Raw genomic sequence first — 21,926 nt, forward strand, 5'->3', positions numbered from 1 at the left:
TTGCGGATTTCTGCAGACGCAGCATCGGTTTATGACTCATCCATGAGCCATGGGCGGGCAATGACCCTGCTGGCCGCACAAGACGATAAATCCTATTGAATGCCGGATAGGCGCATAATCCGGAGGTGCGGGTAGCAAAATACTCGCACAGTGATAGGCAAGTTTCGCGCGCTACAGCGGTACGTTTAAGATTTGTTGTGCTTTCGGGACCCCATCGCTTTTATTTTTTGTATTTTTGAGGAGTCCCCATGGGCAATAAACTTTACGTCGGCAACCTGCCATACACCGTTCGTGACGAAGATCTGCAACAGTCTTTCGGCGAATTCGGTTCCATCACCAGCGCAAAAGTCATGATGGAACGCGACACCGGTCGCTCCAAAGGCTTTGGCTTTGTGGAAATGGGCAGCGATGCTGAAGCTCAAGCCGCAATCGCCGGCATGAACGGCCAGTCGCTCGGCGGCCGTAGCATCACCGTGAACGAAGCCCGTCCGATGGAGGCACGTCCTCCCCGTACCGGCGGCTTCGGCGGCGGCGGTGGCGGCTACGGTGGTGGCGATCGCTCCGGCGGTGGCGGCTACGGCGGCGGCGGCGGTCGCGGCGGCTACTAAGCCCTGCAAACCCGGTCAACGGCAGAAATGCCGTTGCCACCCAGCTGACTCAGCCTTGCGCTGAGAAAAGCACAAAAGGCTTCAGAACTTCGGTTTTGAAGCCTTTTTTGTTGGCGCGGCCCCGTCCCGAGGATGGGGTGGTGCTATTTCCGCAAATCTGCAAGCTGCTCACGGCTTTGTGGGCTGCAAGAAAGCAGATTTGCTACCAATTCAGTAGCTTTTTGCGCCCGTGGCTATTGGGCTACAAGCACTTTTTTCATAAATTACTGACTGAGCACGGCTTTTGCAGGGATCAGCTGGTACTCGCCTGATCAAAGGCCTTGGTCAGTCGCGCCACCCCTTCCCTGATCTGCTCGACATCCGGGGCCGCGTAAGACAGGCGGAGCGTTCCAAGATCAGGGTTTTCGGGGTAGAAGGCGGCGCCAGGCACATACAGCACGCCGCATTGCACCGCCGCCTCAAACAGCCGCTTGGCATCAACAGGTACGGCGACGCGCGCCCAGATGAACATGCCGCCCTGCGGTTGCACAAAAGCAATGTTGCTGCCCAGTCCGGCACGCAGACCGCTGCTCAAGGCCAGCATGCGCTTTTTGTATTCGGCACAGGCGCGCTCTACCCCGGCCGGATAGCGGCCAGCGCCCAGATATTCAGCGGCGATCTGCTGCGCCAGCGGCGACGTGCACAAGTCCATGGTCTGCTTGGCCACCACGCAGCGACGCAGCACGTCCGCTGGCGCAATCATCCAGCCTATGCGCAGCCCGGGCGCCACGGTTTTCGACAGGCTGGACAGGTAGAGCACCGGATTGGCCTCAGCGGCGATGCGCTGGCCCACCGCGTACAGCGAAGCGGGCCGCTCATCGGTAAAGGCCAGCTCGCCATAGGGATCGTCCTCAACGATCAGAAAACCATATTCAAGCGCCAGGCGAACCAGCGCCTCCCGCCTGGCGGCAGGCAGCAAGGTGCCGCAGGGGTTGGAAAAGCTTGGCACCGTGTAAAGCAATTTGGGCCGTTGCGCTACGGGCAGCCGCTGCAAACGCTCTGCCAGTGCCTCCACGTCCAGGCCTTGCTCATCGACGGGTGCCGACAGGATCTGCGCGTCCGCCAGGCGCAGGGCCTGAATGGCCGCAGGATAAGCCGGCGTTTCCACGCAAACCGTGTCACCGGGCGCTATGAATATGCGCAGCAACAAATCAAAAGCCTGCTGCGAGCCCGTCGTCACGATCAGATCGGCCGGACTGCAGGTTATACCGCGCGCCCCGCACAGCAGCGCCAGCGCCTCGCGCAGAGCCGGCAGGCCCTCGGTGGCGCCGTATTGCAGCGCACCTGGCCCGGACAGCGCCCTGGCCGCCGCCTCTTGCAAGCCCTCGGTATCAAACAGGCTTGGCGAGGGGTAGCCGCCGGCCAGCGAGATCATGCCGGGCCGGCTCAAATACGGAAACAGCTCACGGATGGGCGAACCGGCAGGCTCGACAAAATTGGTGGCGAAAGGGATGTGGGTCATGACGCGAGGGAGGTAGTGAAAGAAGATTCACCGGCACGCGGCAAGCGCCGGGTCCGGGCCAAAATCGACCGCGCCGCATAAGCGCAAGGGGTCCAGCAGTTCGCGTATCCCGTCGGCCAGTGCGATGGCAGCCGGGTCGGTGTAGCAGTGGTAGTAGCGCAGGTTGTACGGGCCAATGCCGTGTTCGGCGCTGAAGCTGCCCTTGAAATCATCCACCACCAGGGCATAGAGCCGGTCGCGCAGGTCTTGCACCGCTTCGCTGTCATAGGCCGGCACGGCCTCATGCGGCCAGATCACGTTGAAATGCATGCCGCCATCGGCGATGTGGCCGAAATCCGTCACGCGCAAATGCGGATGCTCCGCCTCAAGCATGGCCAGCGCGGCCCGCCGAAAGGCCATGATGCGCGAGCGCGGCACAGACACATCAAAGGCCACCACACGCCCCAGGGCACGCGCACCTTCGCTCAGGGCATGGCGCAATTGCCACAGGGCGCTGGCATGGCCAAGCGCGGCGTTGACGATGGTGCCGCGCTCGAATTGCGCTTCCAGAAAGCGATCCAGCATGTCCTGCAAAGGCAGGCCGGTGACGCTGGCCAGGGCGCCGGCTTCGAGTTCTATCAGCACCGCGAATTCCGGTAAGGCCTCGGGCGCGAAAGGGTTGCGCATATTGGGCACATGATCGATCGCCGCCGCCATGGCCGCGCCCGACATGCCCTCAAAGGCTGCCAGGTGGTCGCCCAGCTCCAGTTCCAGCGCCTGCAGCAGCTCGCCAAGCGCCGCGTCCGAGCCCGGCACCACCAGCGCCGTAGCCGACTGCCGCGGCAGCGGATGCACCTCCAGCGTGGCCTGGGTGATCACGCCACCGGCGCCCGAGGTGCCGACGAAAAGCTGCTTGAGGTCGGGTCCGGTATTGTCCTTGCGCAAGGCGCTGCCCAGACGCAGCACCTGGCCGGGTGGATCGAACAGCACGACTTCTAGCGCCAGCAGGTTGTGCCGCACGTCACCATAGCGGATCAGCCGGGTGCCACCCGTGTTGGCGGCCACCATGCCGCCTATCGACGGGTTGGCGCCAAGGTCGACAGGAAACCACAGCCCATGGGACTCAAGCCGAGCATTGAGCTCCTGCAGCGTCAGCCCGGCATCGACGGCGACGCTGCGGTCCAGCGCATCGATCTCGCAGCGGCTGCGCAGCCGGCCAAGCGACAAGACCACCTGGCGGCCGGAATTGTCGGGCGAACTGGCACCGACCAGTCCGGTGTTGGCGCCTTGCGGCAGCACCGGCACGCGCCGCGCCGCGCATAGCCGCAGCACCGCGCTGACCTCATCGGTGCTGGCCGGACGGACCACGCACAAGGCCCGGCCCTGGCCGTAGCGCGCGCCCTGCTCGTAGCCCGCCATGTCGGCCCCGCAGAGCAAGCCGCGCTCGCCCACGATGGCTTGCAGCGCCGCCCGCAAGGCCTCGTCCGAGTCCCCCGCGACAAGCGGCACGGCGCTCATGCGCAGACCTGCGCGCACAAGGCCGCGCGGACCTGAGCTATGGAGCGGGCCTGAGCCTCTTCATACAGAGTAATTTCATCGTGCACAGGCGCGCCCAGAGCCGCCTCAAAAGCCGCCTGATCCTCACTCGCCGCATAGTGCCGGCGCTCGGTGCCGCCCAGATTTGACTGGAAAATGCCCGCCGCGCTGACCGGCAAAAAGTCTTCATAGACGATGGGATGGGCGCTGACCAGGCCCTCAGCGATCAAGGCTTCCAGCGACGCTGAATCGGCCGTTGAATCGGACGATAAGGCGGCTTCATCCCCTTCCAGGCCCGCCGATGCTTGGCCCTGCGGCGTCAGCGCATAGCGGAAAAACCCCAGTCCTTGGCGGCGCAGCGTGTCGTAGTCGTCCGGAATTGACTCAAAGGCCTGCGCCAGCCGCTGGACATAGGCGGCCGCGCTTTCGTTGGCAATAGCCGTATCGCGCACATCGGCCAGCAGCTGGTCGTAGCGCTGGCGTCCGGCTCGCGTGAGGGCGATGCCGCGCTGCTCGATCTCGCCGAAGCGCGCCGTGTGCGTGCCGGCGCGCTGACCGTCGCCGCCCTGGAACAAGACCTTTTCTTCCAGCGCCTTGAAACTGGTCTGGCGCAGCAAGATGGCGCAACGCCGGCGCGGCGGGCCTTCAATCAAGTCCTTGGCCGCAATGCCGCAATCCGGCATGGCGGCCTGGGCGGCATCGATGTCCAGCGTGCGCGGCGTCAGGTGGTTGATGTGCGGCCCTTTGAAGCAAACCACATCGGCAACCAGGCGATGCGCCCCTTGCAGCTTGTCGTAGGTGTCGCCGTCCACCGTCGCCTCGGCATGCCAGCGAAAGGTCTGCAAGGCTTCGGCCACGAATTCATCCGCTTCCTGGCTATCCAGGCCACCGGCGCTTTCAAAGCGTTCTATCAGAGCCAGCGCACGTTCAGTGAAGATTTGCCGGCGCGCCAGAATCGCAGCCGCCTGGCGGCGCAGCGCCTCGTCGGTGATCAGTTCCAGGCGCAGCAGCGAGGTGAAAACACGAAACGGGTTGTGCGCCAGGGCGGCATCGGCCACCGGCCTGAATGCCGTTGAGTGAACCGGCACACCGGCCACCGAGAGGTCGTAGTAGCCGACAGCCTCCATGCCCATCACCGCGAACAGGCGGCGCATGGTCACCAGTTCTGCCGCCGTGCCCAGGCGAATGGCGCCATGACGCTCTACGTCAAGCCGTTCGATCTCGCCGGCCTCGCTCAATTGCCCGGCCAGTCCGGGCTGGGCCGCCAGGGTACGGGCATTGACCTCGCTCACCAGTTGCAGCAGCGTGCCGTATTGCGGCACCTCCTGGCGGTACATCTGGGACATGGCCTGGGAAAAACGGGTACGGACATCGTTGCTGCTGACGAATTGAGGCGCGCTCATGGTGTGCTTGGTTCGGTTGGGGAAAATCATGGCATGCCCCGGTGGCATACCGCCTTGGAATCAACTTATATCGATCCTGAGCGAATGCTATTGACGAGCACAGGCAGCGTCAAACGATATTCAAGCCCTGGATCATTCCTATTTAGAATGATCACCATGCTGTTATCACACCGCTTTCTGCCGCCCATGTCGCTCTTGCGAGCTTTTGAATCGGCGGCGCGCCATCAAAGCTTCACCGCTGCAGCCGCCGAGCTTCATCTGACGCAAAGCGCCGTCAGCCGCCAGATTCGCTCGCTGGAGGAGTTGCTGCACTCCACCTTGTTCATTCGTGAACGCCAGACCGTTCGCCTGACGCTGGCTGGCGAAGCCTATGCGCAGGAAATTCGCGCCGCACTCATGCGTATCTCCAACGCCACGCTGGGCTTTCGCGCCAATCCAAAGGGTGGCACGCTCAATCTGGCCATCTTGCCGACCTTTGGTACGCGCTGGCTGGCGCCAAGGCTGCCGGGTTTTCTTGCCGCGCACCCCGGCATCACCTTGAACCTGACCACGCGCCTGTCACGCTTTGATTTTGAGCTGGAGGCGGTGGACGCAGCCATCCATTTCGGCTTGCCCGACTGGCCGGGCGCCGAGCTTGAATTTCTCATGAGTGAAACGGTGGTGCCGGCCTGCAGCCCGGCGCTCAAACAGCAGCATGGTTTCGCCGCGCCAGCCGATGTGCTCAAGGCCCCCTTGCTACACCTGGTATCGCGCCCCGATGCCTGGGAGCATTGGCTGCAGGCGCACGGCACCCCCGTCACCGAGGTGCATGGCATGCTTTTCGATCAGTTTGCGGTGGCGGCGCAGGCCGCCATCTCGGGGCTGGGGGTGGCGCTGCTGCCGCGCTTCCTGATCGAGGCCGAACTGGAGCGCGGCGACCTGGTAGAGGCCGTCGCCCAACCGCATCCCATAGAAAGCGCCGAGCGTTACTACCTGGCCTGGCCCGCCAGCCGCAGCAGCTATCCGCCGCTACAGGCCTTCCGGCAGTGGATTTGCGCCACCGCCCACGCGCAGTAGCGCGGCGCGCCGTTTACTTGGCGTCGGCGTAGGCTTCCAGCGGCTTGTCGTTGGGCTCGCGCAGCAGCTGCTTGAGCACATCGCTCATGGGCAAATTCAGACTGGTGTTGTTGGGAGGAATCGCCGACATGAACCACTTGTTGTAGAGCTTTTCGACCTCACCCGACTTCATCAGCTTGCGCAGCGAATCGTCAACCGCGGTCTTGAAGGCCGGATCATCCTTGCGCAGCACCAGCGCGATAGGCTCTGAACCGAGCGACTCGCCCACGATGCGGTAGCCCGCCGGGTTGCGGCTGCCCGAGATGACGCCGGCCAACAGGTTGTCATCAAGCACGAAGGCGTCGGCACGGCCAGACTCCAATAGCAAAAAACTGTCGACGTGGTCTTTGCCCAGCAAAGTCGGGAATTCGATGTTCTTGGTCTTGGCCAGCTTGCGCAGCATTTGCACGGCGGTGGTGCCGGTGGATGCGGCAGCCGTGCGGCCGGCCAGCTGGTCAAACGAGGTGATGCCCGAATTGGCCTTGGTGGCCATGCGCACCTGGCTCACGTAGGTGGTGAGCGAGAAAGCCACCTGTTGCTGACGCACCTTGTTGTTGGTAGTCGGGCCGCAGCCCAGATCGACCGTGCCGTTTTGCACCAGTGGCATGGTGTTCTGGGCCGTCAACACACTGTATTCAAGCTTGACGCTCGGCATGATGTCTTTCAGCACGCGCTCGCACAGCTCGACATGGTAGCCAACGAATTTCTCGTTGGCACCCAGCGCAAAAGCCATGGGCGAGGAGGACTCGCGCACGCCCAGCACGGCCTTGCCGCTGGTCTTCATCTTGGTCAGCGTGTCTGTGCCGCCAGCGTTCTGCGCGGCGGCAGGCAGAACCAGGGCAACGAGGGCCGTGGCCGCGAGTGTCTTGAGCTTGAAATTCATGGTGTCTCTGAAATATTGGTATGAAGTCGGGGGTCAGGGTCAATCCATCGCCCTAGGAGTCGTAAGGTGCACGCTGCCACCCTTACCTGACTGAATATCCGTCAAAGCCGTGCATCTGCATAGCGACGATATGGAAGGAGGTGATGCCAATCTGGAATGACAGATACGCAAAAAGAAGCGCTCGACGGCTACGCAAGACACGACAATGCAAAGGCCCGTTGAAGAACGCGCAGGAGACTTTGAACGTGCCCCCTTCAGCCCATCCCACCACCACCATCAAGGCCACGGCGTCGCAAGCCGCTACTTCGCCAGACTCGCCCGACGCTGCCGCCCCCCCGACAGCGGCACCGGCACCGGCACCCGACCAGGGCAAGGCCATGCTCTGGTTCATGCTGCTGTCCCTGCTGTCCGCCTTTGCCCTGAGCCAGTCCTACCGCACGGTCACGGCCATCATCGCCACCGGACTGCAGACCGACTTCGGCCTGCCTGCGTCCTCGCTGGGCGCCTTTGCCGGACTATTCGGACTGGCCTTTGGGGTCACGCAATTTTTCATCGGCATTGGCATGGACCTGTACGGGCTGCGCCGCACCGTGCTCAGCGTCTTTCCGCTGGCCATTGGGGGCGCCGCCCTGTCGGCATGGGCGCCGCAATACGGCTGGCTGATGCTGGGCCAATTGCTGATTGGCATGGGTTGCGCCCCCGCCTTTTTGGCCTGCACCGTGTTCATTTCACGGCATTTCCCGAGCTCGCGCTTTGCCTTCCTGTCTGGCGTTGGCATGGGCGTGGGCGGCCTGGGCCTGCTGTTTACCGGCACCCCGCTGGCCTTGCTGGTGCAGCGCTACGACTGGCGCATGGGCTTTGCGCTGCTGGCGCTGATGTCGGCGCTGTCGTGGCTGCTGATCTGGCGCTGCGTGCACGAGCCCACCCTGCCCGGCTCAAGCGAAGCGCGCGAAAGCTGGGGCGCTGCGGTGCGCCGCTTTGGCGCGCTGTTCACCCTGCCCCACACGCTGGGCATCTTGTTGCTCGGCATGGTGTCCTATGCCTCCTTCCTGACCCTGCGCGGCCTGTGGATTGGCCCCATGCTGATCCAGCGCTACAACTTTTCCCTGGTCGAGAGCGGCAACATAGCCATGCTCATGTCACTGATATCGCTGTTCAGCCCGGCCTTTTTTGGCCGCATAGACCCAGGCCCGACGCGCCGCCGCGCCTGGGTGGTGAACATGTCACTGATGGCTGCTGCGCTCTTTCTGGGCGTCGGGCTGCTGCACCACGCCACGCAAACCATCGTGCTGGTGCTGGGCATTTCGGTGCTGTCGGGCTACTCGGTGCTGCTGTACTCCGACGTGCGCTCGTCCTACGCGCCCGACCTGACGGCGCGCGCCCTGTCGGTCTACACCATGGCCATGTTTCTGGGCGTGGGCCTGATGCAGTGGGTAACCGGCTGGGTCGCCTCTTGGGCCCAAAGCCTTGGCCTGGATGTCTACCAGGCAGTGATGATCAGCATAGGCGCCGCGCTGGCCCTGGGCTCTACCGCGTTCCGCTGGCTGCCGATGTCGCCCTTGTTGAAAAATTTAAGTCAAAACGACCTCTAGCGCTTATCCATCAAGCGCTAGTAGCTATATTTTTTTATAGCATTTCATAATCATCACGCGCATCCCGCAGGCCAGCCTGCCGGGCCGCTCATCGGATGAAAAAGCGGGTTCAGCACAGCGGCGCTTTCCCGTGCCGAGCAGCCATGTTATCTTGCGGTTTTGCCAGATAGATCAAGGTTAAACCTCTTCCAAACATCACCAAGGAAAGGCATCTCAACATGGCGGCAGACACGAAAGTCAAAGGTCCAGCTTCTTACTTTCCATCCATCGAAAAGACCTATGACAAGCCGGTAGCGCACTGGTTCAAGCTCCTCGATTCGGTACGCGACAGCAAGCACATGGAGCAAGTGGCCTTTCTCAAGTCCGAGCACAAGATGGGACACGGCCACGCCAACGCACTGGTTGCCTACCATCTGGCACAGCAAAAGGCCTGACAAACTACTCAGGCCTTGGCCACTTCTAGTACCGAGGATGGTGAAACACCCAAGGAGAAGAATAGATGCAGCTATACGCCCACCCTTTTTCGTCCTACTGCCAAAAGGTTTTGATTGCCCTTTACGAGAATGCCACGCCATTCGAGTACCGCAGGCTGGAAGAGGCTGCAGCCAACGCTGAGCTCGCGCAGCTTTGGCCGCTCAAACGCTTTCCGCTACTGCTGGATCAGGGGCGCGCAATGCTGGAGAGCAGCACCATCATCGAGTATCTGCAGGCCCACCATCCCGGCCCTGTTCGCCTGATCCCGGATGGCGACGCTGGCCTAGAGGCGCGCATGCTCGATCGCCTGTTCGACAACTACGTCATGACGCCTATGCAAAAAATCGTGCTGGACCAGCGTCGCCCGGCGTCTGAGCGCGATGCCTACGGCGTGGCCGAGGCGCGTGATTTACTTAACAATATCTACGCCTGGCTCGACCAGCGCCTCGCCGGCCGCGAATGGGCATGTGGCGCAACCTTCACCCTGGCGGATTGCGCCGCTGCCCCATCACTTTTTTATGCCGACTGGGCCCATGAAATTCCACCCGCCCACACCAGCCTGCGGGCCTATCGCGCCCGCCTGCTGGCTCACCCATCCGTCGCCCGTGCCGTGGACGAAGCCCGCCCTTACCGCAGCTACTTTCCGCTGGGCGCGCCGGACCGTGACTGAGGCCCATTTGCACCCAGCCTGCACCAAAGATGTTTCGGCTATCTGGGCCTGCAGGCTATAGTGCGATAGGGAATGTGCTCCTGCCACCGATAGAGCAGCCAGGTGGACCGAAAAACAGGGGCGCTGACTTTGGAAAGTGCCATATGCCCGTGCACTTATCCAGCCATTGACCTCACCCTAGGCCGGCAAGCAGGCTTTGCGGATCTCTCGAAGTTGGGCATCACCATGAAGTCAGTGTCTTGGAGAATCCTTTGAACACAGAACTCACCGAACGCCAGCAACGGGAACTTGACTACCACCGCGAGCATGCCAAGGAGCACCAGCGCATCCTGAGCGCACCGTTTGCCTGGGACGTGCTGAACAAGCCTGAGCGGCGCTGGTGGAATGCCTACTGGCAAATGTATGCGTATCTGCTGACCTGCGACCTCAAGGACAAGCAGGTCCTGGTGGTCGGTTGTGGCTTTGGCGACGATGCCCTGCGCCTTTCCAAACTGGGGGCCAAAGTGAGCGCCTTTGACCTCAGCCCGGACTCGCTTCAGATTGCCAAAGCCCTGGCAACTCGCGAAGGCTTGACCATAGATTTCCAGGAAATGCCGGCCGAGCGCATGCGGTACACGGATTCAAGTTTTGACTATGTCCTTGCCAGAGACATTCTTCACCACGTCGATATTGCCTTGACCATGAAAGAGATCCATCGCGTGGCAAAACCCGATGCGCTCTTCATCGTCAACGAAATTTACTCCCACTCCATCACCGACAAGATTCGTCACTGCGCCTTGGTGGAGAAGATCCTCTATCCACGTCTACGCAAATTGATCTACGGCCCGGGCAAGCCCTACATCACCGAAGTCGAACGAAAACTCAGCGAAATGGATCTCAAAGAAACCACCAAGCCCCTACGAGAACCGGAGTTCTTCAAGCACTTCAATTTCATTGCTACCCGACTGCTTCCTGACCGGCTCGAGTTCTTCGCCAAGCTCGATCGCTTGCTGCTTCGCGCGCTATACCCCATGGGTTCATGGCTGGCAGGGCGGGTACTCTTTAGCGCGCGCATCCAGAAGTAGTTCGGGCCAAAGCACTATGACGCCCCTCACTCCAGTCGACCGCCTGCGGCCGCTGAATTCCAAGCTTGTGAGTCACAAGCCCGCTCACCAGCACCATCGAACGGACACCAACATGCAGGCTCCCATCGACTACCTGAACCCGCAACTGCCAGCGAATTTGCGCTGCGTCTCCATGCCACTGGTGGCGGCCACGGACGCCACGCTAAGCGGCTATGGCCGATTGGTTGACGATCCTGCCCAGTGCCAGGTCGAGATCGTCCGCTGGCCGGCCCAGGGCACCAGGCCGGTGGATGCTGACACCGGTGACGAGGCCGGCACGACCGAAGGCGTGTTCATCAGCGAATGGCGAGGCGATATTCTGTACGGCAGCAACGAAGCCGTCGGCGGCAACTACATCCTGGCTTACGCCGTTGCGCCCGAGCTCGCAAGCACCGAGCACGATAGGCCGCCCGCAAGAATGCTGCTGTGGCATGCGAACTATCACCCCGACGGTGGTCAACTCTTCTTTCCGCTGGAGCGCCGGCCCTTCTACGTTCCCCTGGCTCTTCCCGGAGACGATGTGACGCCGGAGCGCTTTGTCTGCTTTAGCTTCGACGGCACGCAAGGGCTCTATATCCATCCCAACATCTGGCACGAAGGTGTCTTTGGCCTTGCCGGCAAGCAGCGCTTCTTCGACCAGCAGGGCGCCGTACACGCGCGCGTCTCGGTCGACTTCGCGCGTGAGTTCAACTGCCTTCTTGAAGCGTCTATAGGCTAAGGCCCGAGCCCTGTGCCAAGCGCTTCCACCTGCATCTGCCATCTGCCATCTACACAAGATGTTGGCCCGGCGCTGCCGGTCGGCGATGTCGGCTTACCGGCAACCCGATAGATTTTCAGCCAACGGTCGTTCATGACCCGCTCTTGACGCCCCCAAGCGGTCGGATGCATATGAGACCCCGCAAGCCGACTGTGCAGCCCGTTGCGATCAGACTCCCTGTAATCAATGGGCAACCGTTGATAGGGCATGAATCGGTGGCATCGAGTTATGCAGCAAGTGCAGGAGGTCGGCCTGCCTGGACGTGCCGGTCTTGGAAAATATGTGCTGTAGGTGGGTGCGAATAGTCGATTCGCTGATGCCGAGCATGTCGGCCGCCTCCATGCCGTCCAGCCCCTGGGAAAGCGCCAGCAGCACGCGCAGTTCGCCGCCGGTGAGCCCATGCAGCCTGGCGAAGGCCTCTCCCGGCATGAGTGACGCCTGAACGGGATCCTGCACGAACACTGCGACCGCTGCTGCAAACGGTGCAAGTATGCCGCGGCGCTGACCGCTCTTAACCGGCAGGAGGGTCGCAACGTAGCCGCCGCCGACGCCATCTGGAATCGCCACGGAGTGCTCGCTCACACCCATATCGGCGTCGTCGCGCGCCGCCTCTTCAATCGCCTTCGACAGTGCAGCGCGAGCCGCGGAATCGGTGGGAGAAACCCGATTGTTGACGAGGCGAATCGAATGGCCGGTTTTGATCTGGCGCTCGGCAGCATGGTTCATATAAACGACGTGGCCGTCGCGCGCCGTGAGGAAAACACCGGCAACCAGTCCATCAAGCGTCTTTTCCAGCATCTCCGACCTCAGCGCCCTGATATCGAACACATAGGAGATGGCGAGCGCACGGCATACATGGGGAGAGAGGAGCTTGAACAGACTGACATCACGCTCTTGGTAATGCGGAGCCTTCTCGCTCCGGGAGGCATGCATGGAAGCCATGCGCGCCCCGGTCCGCAACGCGGGAAACCAGATCATATCCACCAGTCCAAATGGCTTTAGCACCTCTAAATAGAACCGGCTTTCGAGCAACTGGTAGCGCTCCATGGAGAGGGCGCTGACGTCGCCGATGTTCGAGACGATATCCGCAGCGGCCATGGGACTTTCCGCGTAGTGGTTTCTCAACTTTTCCAGGAATTCCGGTTGGTATCCGAATACGAACAGCTGGTCATTTTGCGCGTGCCGCAGATCATGAACGCATATTCCGCCCGCTGTGCTTTCACAGAGATCTGCAACCTTTCGGCAAGTAGCCGCCCAGCGCTGCGGATCGAGCGCACAGTCATAGATCACACAGATCAGGTCGGAAAACTCTTGCGCGGAAACTCCTTCCAGGCCGGTCACGGTAAAACCTTTCTACCGAAGGATGTCGAGGCACCCTGCCATGAACCTTTTGATATTGCATTGAAGCTAGCAGGAAAAAACGAAGTTCGCAAGCGCCATAGGCCGCCTTGCACGGGTTGCCCGTGAGATTGCAGTCCAGGCGAGATCCGCCTTCACCTAACAGGACTCCCCGCATCATCGCTTCCGATGACGCGGCGGCCAGGGTGAACGCCTAAGCTCACAACCGGCCCAAGGCAGTCGGTGCTCATTGTGGCGGCGCATCGCATTCACGAGGTACGAACGGCTTCACCACGACACTTCTTACCAGTAGTTGCATATGACAAAGAAACCCCATGCCGTAGACCGCGAACGGCAGCGCCGGCCTCTCGTTTCCATTGCGCTAAGAATTGGCGGCTTGATCGGCACCGTGATTTTCGGTGGACGCTTCGTTGCCTCCTACGGTTCAGGCGTGACCGACGTTGACACAGCCGTAGCCGCCCTGGCCAATGCCGAGACCGAAACAGATGCCGCAGCACGGTTCTTCCTTGAACGGCTCGATCACACGGTGGGGGGGCAACACAGCACCGCGCACGATTCCGGCTTGCCCGGAGCGTTCATCGTCGCCTGCGGGATGTAAGTGCGCGCCATTGCCAACGGGCCACACCTTTTGAAACTACCGGAGAACAGCATGAAGACCACACGTCACGAGGAACGGGAAGTCACCGAGCGGCTCTACCGCGCGACCACGGGCCGGCGCTCGCCGGCGATGAAGGCCGCCGCCGTAGTGCTGATCGTCGCTGGCGCGGCGGGCTGGTCCGCACCGAGCAGCGCGCAAGCGCCCATCGGCGCCGAATTGCGCTTGGCCGAGCTCGAGAAAGCCTTCTGGATCTGCGACTACGCGACGACGATCGACCTCATCGACAGGGGCACCGCGATGGCCTGCAGCAGCCTCTTCGAGGCGCTGAAACAGAACAAGTTCGATGGCGACTTCAATACCATGCTGGCCTGGTGGCGGCAGCACAAGGAGGCCGAGCACCTGGCGCTCGCCAAGGCCGGCGGCACGTCCCTGCCGCGCCTGGCGCCGATCGCGCCAGAGTGACCGGCGCCGTGATTCTCGGTGGACTGATCACACCCTAAAGCGCCTCTCATGAGTCCAGATCCAATCGACGCACGTTTTGAAGTCGCCATCAGCATTGCCCGATACCGCGCCGTCACCCGATTTGGGCCTCAAGCTCTAGCTGAGCTGCTTCGCGACCGTGGCCTTGCTGGCTGGGACTCGCCTTCATGAGGGGCTATCCGAAAGATCTGCCAAACACGTCGCCAGTTCCGACGCTGGCCTCGATGGCACCCAAACCGCGTAAGGCCATGGCCCGGGATGCGATACCGGATACGCCCATGCCGGTCGATCTTTACCGCTTTGCACTTAACGCGCGATGGCTGCCCTTGTTCGACGCCACATTGCCGACACCCGACCAGCCGATGTCGGGTATGGAGCGAGCCGCTTGAATAGCCCTAGGGCGCCAGTCAGTCTGATTTACTTCAAGAGCAAATCAAAGCACTTTGGCCGTCATGCCGTAAAGCCAGGGCATATCGAGCAGCTTGCTGCCCAGCAGCCTGAGCGAAGCATCGCGGCCCCAGCGCAGCAAACCCTGGGCATGAAAGATCTGGCCGTTGCGCAGCGCCCGCGCCTGCACCCTGGCGTTGCGCTGCCAGCGGTTCAGGGCATAGCGTTGCAGCATGGTGGGCACGTCGAAAACCGGGTCCAGCGCCTGGGCCAGCGTGTGGCCCAGTTCGGCCGCATCCTCTATCGCCATGCCGGCACCCTGCGCCAGGTAGGGCAGCATGGGGTGAGCCGCGTCGCCCAGCAAGGCCACCCGGCCCACGGCCTGCTGCTGCGCGCCTTGCATGGGCGCGCGGTCGTGCAGCGTCCACAAGCGCCAGCGCTTCATGGCCTGCGCCTGGTCTTGCAGCGCCGTGCAGCTGCCGGCCAGCCGCTCGGCCAGCTCGGCGGCATTGGCGCCGTGGTCCCACGAGTTCGGTTCGGCGGCGGTTTCGCCTTCCACGATGGCGACGACGTTGAGCCACTCGCCGCCGCGCACCGGGTACTGCACCACATGCAGGCGCGGGCCCAGCCAGGCCGTGACCTGCTGACTGCGCAAGCGCTTGGGCAACTGGGCTTGCGGCAGCAGCGCGCGGTAAGCCAGATGGCCGGTGCGCCGCGGCAGGCCGTCGCCCAGCAACTGCTGGCGCACCGTGCTCCACACGCCATCGGCGCCTATCAGCGCATCGCCTTCTATCTCCGGGCCACGGCTGGTCTTGACCGTCACGGCCTGGGCCTGCTGGCTGAAGGACAGCAGCGGGCGCTCCAGCTGCAGCCGGGTATCGGTTTTTTGTTGCACCGCCCGCAGCAACAACTGCTGCAAGTCGGCGCGATGCAGCGTGGCATAAGGCGCGCCATAGCGCCGCAGCATCGCCTCGCCCAGGGGCAGTTCCGCCAAGGTCTGACCCGATAGCGCGCAGCGCACCTGCAGCCGCTCGGGAAAGGCGGCCACCTCCTGCAAGGCCGGTGTCAGCCCCCAGCCGTTCAGCACCCTGAGCACATTGGGGCCCAGCTGTATGCCGGCGCCGAACTCGCTGAAGGCCGGCTCGCGTTCAAACAGGCGCACGTCCCAGCCGGCACGCGAAGCCGCCAAGGCCGCCGCCAGACCGCCTATGCCGCCACCGGCAATCAGGGCTTGGCGGATCATTTATGGCCCCCACGTTCGCTCACTGCGTGTAGCTCTCTGCCCCCCGAGGGGGCCGCTGCGCCTGCGGCCCGGCAAAGCCGGTTCCGCGGCCCCTGCTTGAATGAAGAGCCCTCGCCTTGGTTCACTGGGTGCAGCGCTGTGTTCCACGAGGGGGCCGCTGCGCCTGCGGCCCGGCAAAGCCGGTTCCGCGGCCCCTGCTTGGATGAAGCGCCCCCGCCTTTGTTCACTGGGTGCAGCGCTGTGTCCCCCAGGGGCGCTATGCTTGCTTGGGGCAACCCTGCAAAGAAGTGATTCGTTCTCAACACTGCCAATTCAAGCCGCCAACAATTGTCTGAGCACGTAAGGCAGGATGCCGCCGTTGCGGTAGTAGTCGACCTCGATCGGCGTGTCCACGCGCAGGATCACCGTGACCTCTTGCTGAGTGCCGTCGGCACGGTGGATGACCAGCTTGGCCTCGCTCTGCGGTTTGAGCTGAGGGTGCGGGATCACATCAATGATTTCGGAGCCGGTGAGCTTCAGGCTCTGCCAGGAATCGCCCGGCTTGAACTGCAGCGGCAGCACGCCCATACCCACCAGATTGCTGCGGTGAATGCGCTCAAAGCTCTTGGCCACCACGGCCTTGATGCCCAGCAGCTGCGTGCCCTTGGCGGCCCAGTCGCGCGAGGACCCGGTGCCGTACTCTTCGCCGGCAAAAATCACCGTCGGCGTGCCCTCTTCCATGTATTTCATGGCGGCGTCATAGATCGGCATCTTGTGGATCACGCTGTCTGGCGTGCGCTGGTGCGGATGGTAAAGCGTCACGCCACCCTCCTCGCGCGAGCCGTCCTTGCCGGCCGGGATCATCAGGTTCTTGATGCGCACATTGGCGAAGGTGCCGCGCATCATCACATCGTGGTTGCCGCGGCGCGCGCCGTAGCTGTTGAAGTCGGCTTTTTGCACGCCGTGCGCCTGTAGCCACAGGCCGGCGGGCGAGCTGGCCTTGATGGAGCCGGCCGGCGAGATGTGGTCGGTAGTGATGGAGTCGCCAAACAAGGCCATGATGCGCGCGCCCTTCACGGAATTTGCATCTTTTTGGCTTGCAGCGCCCGTCCCCTTTGCGGGTGGCGCTTCCAATTCCATAGCAAAATCCTTAAAGAACGGCGGCTCGGCGATATAGGTGCTGGTCGGCCAGGTGTAGGAGGTGCCGGTCACGCCCTTGATCTTTTCCCAGAGCTTGCCCGGCTCGGTGCTGATCTTGGCGTAGTTGGCGCGAAAAGCCTTGCCGTTCATGGCGAACTTCATCAGCTTTTCAATTTCTTCGCTGGTCGGCCAGATGTCGCCCAGGTAGACATCCTTGCCACCCTTGCCCTTGCCGACCGGCTCTGTCATCAAATCGCGCAGTACCGTGCCGGCAATGGCATAGGCCACCACCAGCGGCGGGCTGGCCAGGAAGTTGGCTTTCAGATTGGGGTGAATGCGGGCTTCAAAGTTGCGGTTGCCCGACAGCACGGCGGCGCACACCAGGTCGCTCTTGCTGATGGCTTCGTTGATCTCGGGCGTCAGGTCGCCGGCATTGCCTATGCAGGTGGTGCAGCCGTAGCCGGCCAGCGCGAAGCCGAGCTTTTCCAGGTAGGGCAAGAGACCGGTTTCCGTCAGGTATTCGGTCACGATGCGCGAGCCCGGCGCCAGCGAGGTCTTGATATGCGGCTGCACTTTCAGGCCGGCCTCCACCGCCTTCTTGGCCAGCAGTCCGGCGGCCAGCAGCACGCTGGGGTTGGAGGTGTTGGTGCAGCTGGTGATGGCGGCGATCAGCACGTCGCCGTTGCCCAGCGTCAGGTCTTTTTTGCCCGAAGCCGCTGCGCTCACACTCACGCTGGTGCTGGCCGCGCTGCCATGGCTTTCATGCGCGGTCGCCAGCGTCGGGCGGTTGATCTCCATTTCAACCACCGAGCGCGCAGCACCCACGGCCGTCGGCGGTGCGGCGGGCAAGGTGTCCTGGCGCCCCTCGTCGGTGCGGCGTATCAGGTGGCGCGTGGCCAGCATGGCGGCGGGCTGGTTGAAGCCGTTGTCGGCAATCGGCTTGCTGAACAGCGCTTCAAACTGCTGCGCCACCTGGCCCAGCTCGATGCGGTCTTGCGGCCGCTTGGGGCCGGCCAGGCTGGGCGTGACATCGCCCAGATCCAGCTTGACCACCTGCGAGTAATCAATCTCGCCGGCCTGGGCCACGCCGAACAGGCCTTGCGCCTTGAAGTAGGCCTCGAAGGCTTCGATCTCGGCCTTGGTACGGCCCGTGCCCTTGAAGTAGTCGATGGTTTTTTCGTCGACCGGGAAAAAGCCCATGGTGGCGCCGTATTCGGGCGCCATATTGCCAATGGTGGCGCGGTCCGGCAGCGCCAGCGTGCGCGTGCCTTCACCAAAAAACTCGACAAACTTGCCCACCACTTTTTCGCGGCGCAGGGTTTCGGTCACGCGCAGCACCAGGTCGGTGGCGGTGACGCCTTCGCGCAGCCGGCCGGTCAGCTCCATGCCCACCACATCGGGCGTCAGGAAGTATACCGGCTGGCCCAGCATGGCGGCCTCGGCCTCTATGCCGCCCACGCCCCAGCCGACCACGCCAATGCCGTTGATCATGGTGGTGTGGCTGTCGGTGCCGACCAGCGTGTCGGGGTAGTACACGCCGCCTTTGGTCTTGTGCACGCCGCGCGCCAGGTATTCAAGATTGACCTGGTGCACGATGCCAAAGCCGGGTGGCACCACGCCAAAGGTGTCAAAGGCCTGCATGCCCCATTTCATGAACTCGTAGCGCTCGCGGTTGCGCTGGAATTCGAGCTTCATGTTGAGGTCCAGCGAATTCTTTTTGCCGTAGTAGTCGACCATGATGGAGTGGTCCACCACCAGATCGACCGGCACCAGCGGCTCTATGCGTTTCGGGTTCTTGCCGAGTTTGAGCGCCACGCTGCGCATGGCGGCCAGGTCGGCCAGCAGCGGCACGCCGGTGAAGTCCTGCAGCACGACGCGCGAAACGACAAAGGGAATTTCCTGGCTGCGCTTGGCCTTGGCTGCCCAGTTGGCCAGTTGCTCCACATGCTCGGCCGTGACCTTCTTGCCGTCGCAATTGCGCAGCACCGACTCCAGCACGATGCGAATCGATACCGGCAGGCGCGCCACCTTGGGATACTTCTTGGCCAGTGCCGGCAGGGAGTAGAGCTTGGCGCTCTTGCCAGCAGCCGTGGTGAAGGTCTTGAGGGTAGAGGCGAAAGCGTGAACTGGGGGGCGCGCAAGGGTTGGCGACTTGGCCATGGCAGACTCCTTTTTGTTAAACCGGCAGCCTACATTCTGGCAGGCGCGGAGCCACCTCGTAAGACCATGCGTTGATGCCCCGCACTGCTGCAGTCCATGCGCCACGAAACCGGCTTGGCGCGCCTGGCTCGCGCCAGCACAAATCAGGATTCGCTATTTATTTAATAGCTGCCTGCGCAATACCTGCAAGGGCTGCAGGCATTATTTATCAAAATTCACGGCAGACTGGCGGGCGCCAGCGCCTGTCAGGCGCTGAAAACATGCGCGTCGCCGGCCACGCTGATGCGCACCATGGCGCCCACCGGCGGCACCTGCAAGGCCGAGGTACGCACCAGCAAGGGCGCCGCTTCGGCCAGATCGTCGGCGCCGGCCACGACGGCCGCAGCACTGCCGCGCAGCAGGCGCACCGACAGCACGCAAACCGAACCGCCAAAGTCGGTGTCCGTCACCGCGCCGTAGCAGCCGCTGGCGTCTGTGCCGTGAGCACTGCTGGCCGGCACTTGCACCACCTGCAATTGCTCTGGTCTGAGCATGATCTGGGCCGCGCCGCCGCGCTGGCGGTCATTGACGGCAATGCGTCCCAGCGCGCAGTCGGCCCAGCCGCCCGCCAGCTGCGCCGGCAGCACAATGCTTTCACCCAGAAAGCTGGCCGTCGTCACATCGCTGGGGCGCAAATACAACTCGGCCGGCGGACCGGCCTGCACCAGCCGGCCCTCGCGCATCACCGCCACCTGATCGGCAAAGGACAGCGCTTCGGACTGGTCATGGGTGACCAAAATGGTGGTGATGCCGGCATTGCCCAGCAGCGTGGCCACGGCCTTGCGGGTACTGGCGCGCAAGCCGGTGTCCAGCGCCGAAAAAGGCTCGTCCAGCAGCATCAGCCGGGGCCGCTGCGCCAGCGCCCGCGCCAGCGCCACGCGCTGCTGCTGGCCACCCGACAACTCATGCGGGCGGCGCGCCAGCATGGCGCGGCTCAGCGCCACCATGTCCATCAGCTCGGCAATCCGCTCGGCGCGCTGCGGCGTGTTGCGCGCCAGGCCAAAGCCGACGTTATCGGCAATCGTCAGATGCGGAAACAAGGCGCCCTCTTGCGGCACGAAACCAATGCCGCGCTTGTGCGCCGGCACCGCGCTCGGCCCGTCGGCCAGCAGCTGACCGCCCAGGGTGACGCGGCCGGCGTCGGGCGCCTCGAAGCCGGCAATGATGCGCAGCAAGGTGGTCTTGCCCGAGCCCGACGGCCCGACGATGGCGGTGCGGCTGCCGGCGGCCACGCTGAGGCCTATGCCGTCCAGCACATGCACCGGGCCATAGTGTTTGTGTACGGCGTGAAGATCCAGGGAAGTCATCGTCCGGCGCTCCGTTTCGATTGGGTGTAGAGCAGCCAGGTCATGGGCAGCGAAAGCAAAATCATGATCAAGGCATAGGGCGCGGCAGCGGCGTAGTCGATCTCGCTGCTATAGGCCCAGAAGGAGGTGGCCAGTGTGCGCGTGCCGTTGGGCGCCAGCATCAGGGTGGCGGTGAGTTCGTTGGTGATGCCCAGGCCGACCAGCGCCGCGCCGGCCGCCGCAGCAGGCGCGGCCAGGCGCAGGGTGATGGCCCACAAGGCCTGGGCCGGCGTGCGTCCCAGGCTGCGCGCGGCATGCTCGAGCTCAACCGGCGCCTGGGCGATGCCGGCGCGCAGGCTGATCAGCGCGCGCGGCAAAAACATCAGCATGTAGGCCAGCAGCACCGTGACTGCCGTCTGGTAAATCGGCATGGCCACGCGCACCGTGACCGTCACCAGGGCCAGCGCCACCACCACCCCCGGCAGCGAGCCGACCAGGTAATTGCAGGCCTCCAGCACGCGCTGCAGCCGGCCCGGCGAGCGGATGGAGAGCCAGGCCATGGGCACGGCGGCCAGGGTGGTCAGCAAGGCCCCGGCCAGCGCCAGCGCCAGGGTCTGGCCCAGCGCCGGGACTATCTCGCCCAGGTGCCAGACCTCGGCACCACCGGCCAGCAGCCAGCGCAGCAAGGTCAGCAGCGGGACGCCCAGCGCCAGCGCCGTGGTGAAGGCCGGCAGCAGCAGGCAAGGCCAGGTGGCGCGCCCCAGGCGGCGGCGCAGCGGCAGCCGCGCCGCACCGGTGCCGACGCGGGCATAGCGTTCATTGCCGCGCGCCGACGACTCCAGCCCCAGCAACGCAAAACAGCAAAGCACCAGCACGCCAGACAGCATGTTGGCCGCAGCTCCGTTGTAGGTGGACTGGAACTGATCGACGATGGCGGTGGTGAAGGTGTCGAAGCGGATCATCACGTAAAGGCCGTATTCGGCCAGCAGGTGCAGGCCTATCAGCAGCGAGCCACCGCAAACTGCCAGCCGCAGCTGCGGCAGTACGACGCGAAAAAACACCGCCCAGGGGCTCAGGCCCAGCGAAGCGGCGGCATCTTCCATGCCGGGGTCGAGCCGGCGCAGCGCCGCCGCCAGCGGCAGGTACACAAACGGGAAGTAGGCAATCACCGACACCAGCACGCCGCCGCCCAAGCCGTGCAGGCCTGGCAGCACGGTGACCCAGGCATAGCTGTGCACAAAAGCCGGCACCGCCAGCGGCGCCACCGCCAGCCAGGCCCAGATGCGCGCACCCGGCAGGTCGCTGCGCTCGGTCAGCCAGGCCAGGGCCAGTGCCAGCGCCACGCACAGGGGAACGGTGAAGGCCACCAGCAGTCCGGTGTTGAGCAGCAGCTCGCCCACGCGGGGCCGGAAAATCAGGGCGGAGGCGGTGTCCCAGCCGGTTTGAAAAGCCACCCAGACGACAAAGCCCAAGGGCAGCAGCGCCAGCAAAGACACCAGCAAGGCCAGGCTGGCCACCCAGGACAGCGACCAGCCGCGCCTGGGCTTGCGGCGGACCAGCGGCAGGTCCGGGCTGAAGGCCGTAGCGGAGGTATCGACGCTGGCAGGGAGGGGAATCGCACTCACAAAAAACAGTCAGAGCTATTAAACGAAAA

At 63.4% G+C, this 21,926-nt stretch carries 19 protein-coding genes; 10 read left to right on the forward strand and 9 right to left on the reverse strand.

Features of this window, described 5'->3' with window-relative positions; all coding sequences use genetic code 11:
- The first annotated feature begins 248 nt into the window (after positions 1-248).
- A complete protein-coding gene (locus BM160_RS03580; protein WP_092000612.1) occupies positions 249-608 on the forward strand; it encodes an RNA recognition motif domain-containing protein in 360 nt (119 codons plus the stop codon).
- 292 nt (positions 609-900) lie between these two features.
- On the opposite strand, the gene BM160_RS03590 is transcribed toward BM160_RS03580, so the two are convergent.
- The 3 genes from BM160_RS03590 to BM160_RS03600 are packed head-to-tail and all read right to left on the reverse strand — an operon-like array spanning position 901 to position 5,027.
- Entirely contained in the window at positions 901-2,109 is a 1,209-nt protein-coding gene (locus tag BM160_RS03590) for an aminotransferase-like domain-containing protein (protein ID WP_092000619.1), read from the reverse strand.
- Positions 2,110-2,136: 27 nt separating this feature from the next.
- Positions 2,137-3,606, reverse strand: a complete 1,470-nt coding sequence (locus BM160_RS03595; protein WP_092000622.1) for an FAD-binding oxidoreductase — start codon at positions 3,604-3,606, stop codon at positions 2,137-2,139.
- The gene (locus BM160_RS03600) at positions 3,603-5,027 is read right to left on the reverse strand and encodes a 2-oxoadipate dioxygenase/decarboxylase HglS (protein WP_092001213.1); all 1,425 of its coding nucleotides are present in this window, start codon (positions 5,025-5,027) and stop codon (positions 3,603-3,605) included. Before BM160_RS03600 ends, BM160_RS03595 begins: the two co-directional genes overlap by 4 nt.
- Positions 5,028-5,183: 156 nt before the next feature.
- Here BM160_RS03600 and BM160_RS03605 point away from each other — a divergent pair, with 156 nt between their 5' ends.
- The gene (locus BM160_RS03605; RefSeq protein WP_092001216.1) at positions 5,184-6,083 is read left to right on the forward strand and encodes a LysR family transcriptional regulator; all 900 of its coding nucleotides are present in this window, start codon (positions 5,184-5,186) and stop codon (positions 6,081-6,083) included.
- Between the two features lie 13 nt (positions 6,084-6,096).
- Here the strand turns inward: BM160_RS03605 and BM160_RS03610 are convergent, their stop codons facing one another.
- Complete coding sequence (locus BM160_RS03610; protein WP_092000625.1) at positions 6,097-7,005, reverse strand: transporter substrate-binding domain-containing protein; 909 nt, start codon at positions 7,003-7,005, stop codon at positions 6,097-6,099.
- A 389-nt stretch (positions 7,006-7,394) separates the two neighbouring features.
- On the opposite strand from BM160_RS03610, the gene BM160_RS03620 reads away from it, so the two are divergent.
- The 5 genes from BM160_RS03620 to BM160_RS03640 all read left to right on the forward strand — a co-directional run bounded on the left by BM160_RS03620 (position 7,395) and on the right by BM160_RS03640 (position 11,562).
- Positions 7,395-8,597 (forward strand): MFS transporter, encoded by a 1,203-nt coding sequence (locus tag BM160_RS03620; protein WP_092001219.1) that lies wholly within the window; start codon positions 7,395-7,397, stop codon positions 8,595-8,597.
- A gap of 218 nt (positions 8,598-8,815) precedes the next feature.
- Positions 8,816-9,031, forward strand: a complete 216-nt coding sequence (locus tag BM160_RS03625) for a DUF4287 domain-containing protein (RefSeq protein WP_092000630.1) — start codon at positions 8,816-8,818, stop codon at positions 9,029-9,031.
- A 65-nt stretch (positions 9,032-9,096) separates the two neighbouring features.
- Positions 9,097-9,741 (forward strand): glutathione S-transferase family protein, encoded by a 645-nt coding sequence (locus tag BM160_RS03630; RefSeq protein WP_092000633.1) that lies wholly within the window; start codon positions 9,097-9,099, stop codon positions 9,739-9,741.
- 251 nt (positions 9,742-9,992) lie between these two features.
- The gene (locus tag BM160_RS03635; protein ID WP_143093176.1) at positions 9,993-10,805 is read left to right on the forward strand and encodes a class I SAM-dependent methyltransferase; all 813 of its coding nucleotides are present in this window, start codon (positions 9,993-9,995) and stop codon (positions 10,803-10,805) included.
- 112 nt (positions 10,806-10,917) lie between these two features.
- Positions 10,918-11,562 (forward strand): ureidoglycolate lyase, encoded by a 645-nt coding sequence (locus BM160_RS03640; RefSeq protein ID WP_092001222.1) that lies wholly within the window; start codon positions 10,918-10,920, stop codon positions 11,560-11,562.
- A gap of 222 nt (positions 11,563-11,784) precedes the next feature.
- Here the strand turns inward: BM160_RS03640 and BM160_RS03645 are convergent, their stop codons facing one another.
- Positions 11,785-12,942, reverse strand: coding sequence for a helix-turn-helix transcriptional regulator (locus tag BM160_RS03645; RefSeq protein ID WP_092000639.1), 1,158 nt, complete (start codon positions 12,940-12,942; stop codon positions 11,785-11,787).
- Between the two features lie 316 nt (positions 12,943-13,258).
- On the opposite strand from BM160_RS03645, the gene BM160_RS03650 reads away from it, so the two are divergent.
- The 3 genes from BM160_RS03650 to BM160_RS22525 all read left to right on the forward strand — a co-directional run bounded on the left by BM160_RS03650 (position 13,259) and on the right by BM160_RS22525 (position 14,427).
- Positions 13,259-13,558, forward strand: coding sequence for a hypothetical protein (locus BM160_RS03650; RefSeq protein ID WP_092000642.1), 300 nt, complete (start codon positions 13,259-13,261; stop codon positions 13,556-13,558).
- Between the two features lie 51 nt (positions 13,559-13,609).
- Positions 13,610-14,020: a hypothetical protein gene (locus BM160_RS03655; RefSeq protein WP_092000645.1), complete on the forward strand. Its 411-nt coding sequence runs from the start codon at positions 13,610-13,612 to the stop codon at positions 14,018-14,020.
- Between the two features lie 242 nt (positions 14,021-14,262).
- A complete protein-coding gene (locus BM160_RS22525; RefSeq protein WP_177218900.1) occupies positions 14,263-14,427 on the forward strand; it encodes a hypothetical protein in 165 nt (54 codons plus the stop codon).
- 44 nt (positions 14,428-14,471) lie between these two features.
- Here the strand turns inward: BM160_RS22525 and BM160_RS03660 are convergent, their stop codons facing one another.
- The 4 genes from BM160_RS03660 to BM160_RS03675 all read right to left on the reverse strand — a co-directional run bounded on the left by BM160_RS03660 (position 14,472) and on the right by BM160_RS03675 (position 21,897).
- On the reverse strand, positions 14,472-15,668 hold the full coding sequence (locus BM160_RS03660) for an FAD-dependent monooxygenase (protein WP_092000650.1): 1,197 nt from the start codon (positions 15,666-15,668) through the stop codon (positions 14,472-14,474).
- A gap of 312 nt (positions 15,669-15,980) precedes the next feature.
- Positions 15,981-18,947 carry an aconitate hydratase gene (locus BM160_RS03665; RefSeq protein ID WP_092000655.1) on the reverse strand — a complete coding sequence of 989 codons (2,967 nt, stop codon included), beginning with the start codon at positions 18,945-18,947 and terminating at the stop codon, positions 15,981-15,983.
- A gap of 245 nt (positions 18,948-19,192) precedes the next feature.
- Entirely contained in the window at positions 19,193-20,293 is a 1,101-nt protein-coding gene (locus BM160_RS03670; RefSeq protein ID WP_092000659.1) for an ABC transporter ATP-binding protein, read from the reverse strand.
- The gene (locus BM160_RS03675; RefSeq protein ID WP_218156579.1) at positions 20,290-21,897 is read right to left on the reverse strand and encodes an ABC transporter permease; all 1,608 of its coding nucleotides are present in this window, start codon (positions 21,895-21,897) and stop codon (positions 20,290-20,292) included. Before BM160_RS03675 ends, BM160_RS03670 begins: the two co-directional genes overlap by 4 nt.
- Between the last annotated feature and the right edge of the window lie 29 nt (positions 21,898-21,926).

It is taken from the genome of Polaromonas sp. OV174 (assembly GCF_900112285.1).
Classification (GTDB): domain Bacteria; phylum Pseudomonadota; class Gammaproteobacteria; order Burkholderiales; family Burkholderiaceae_C; genus Polaromonas.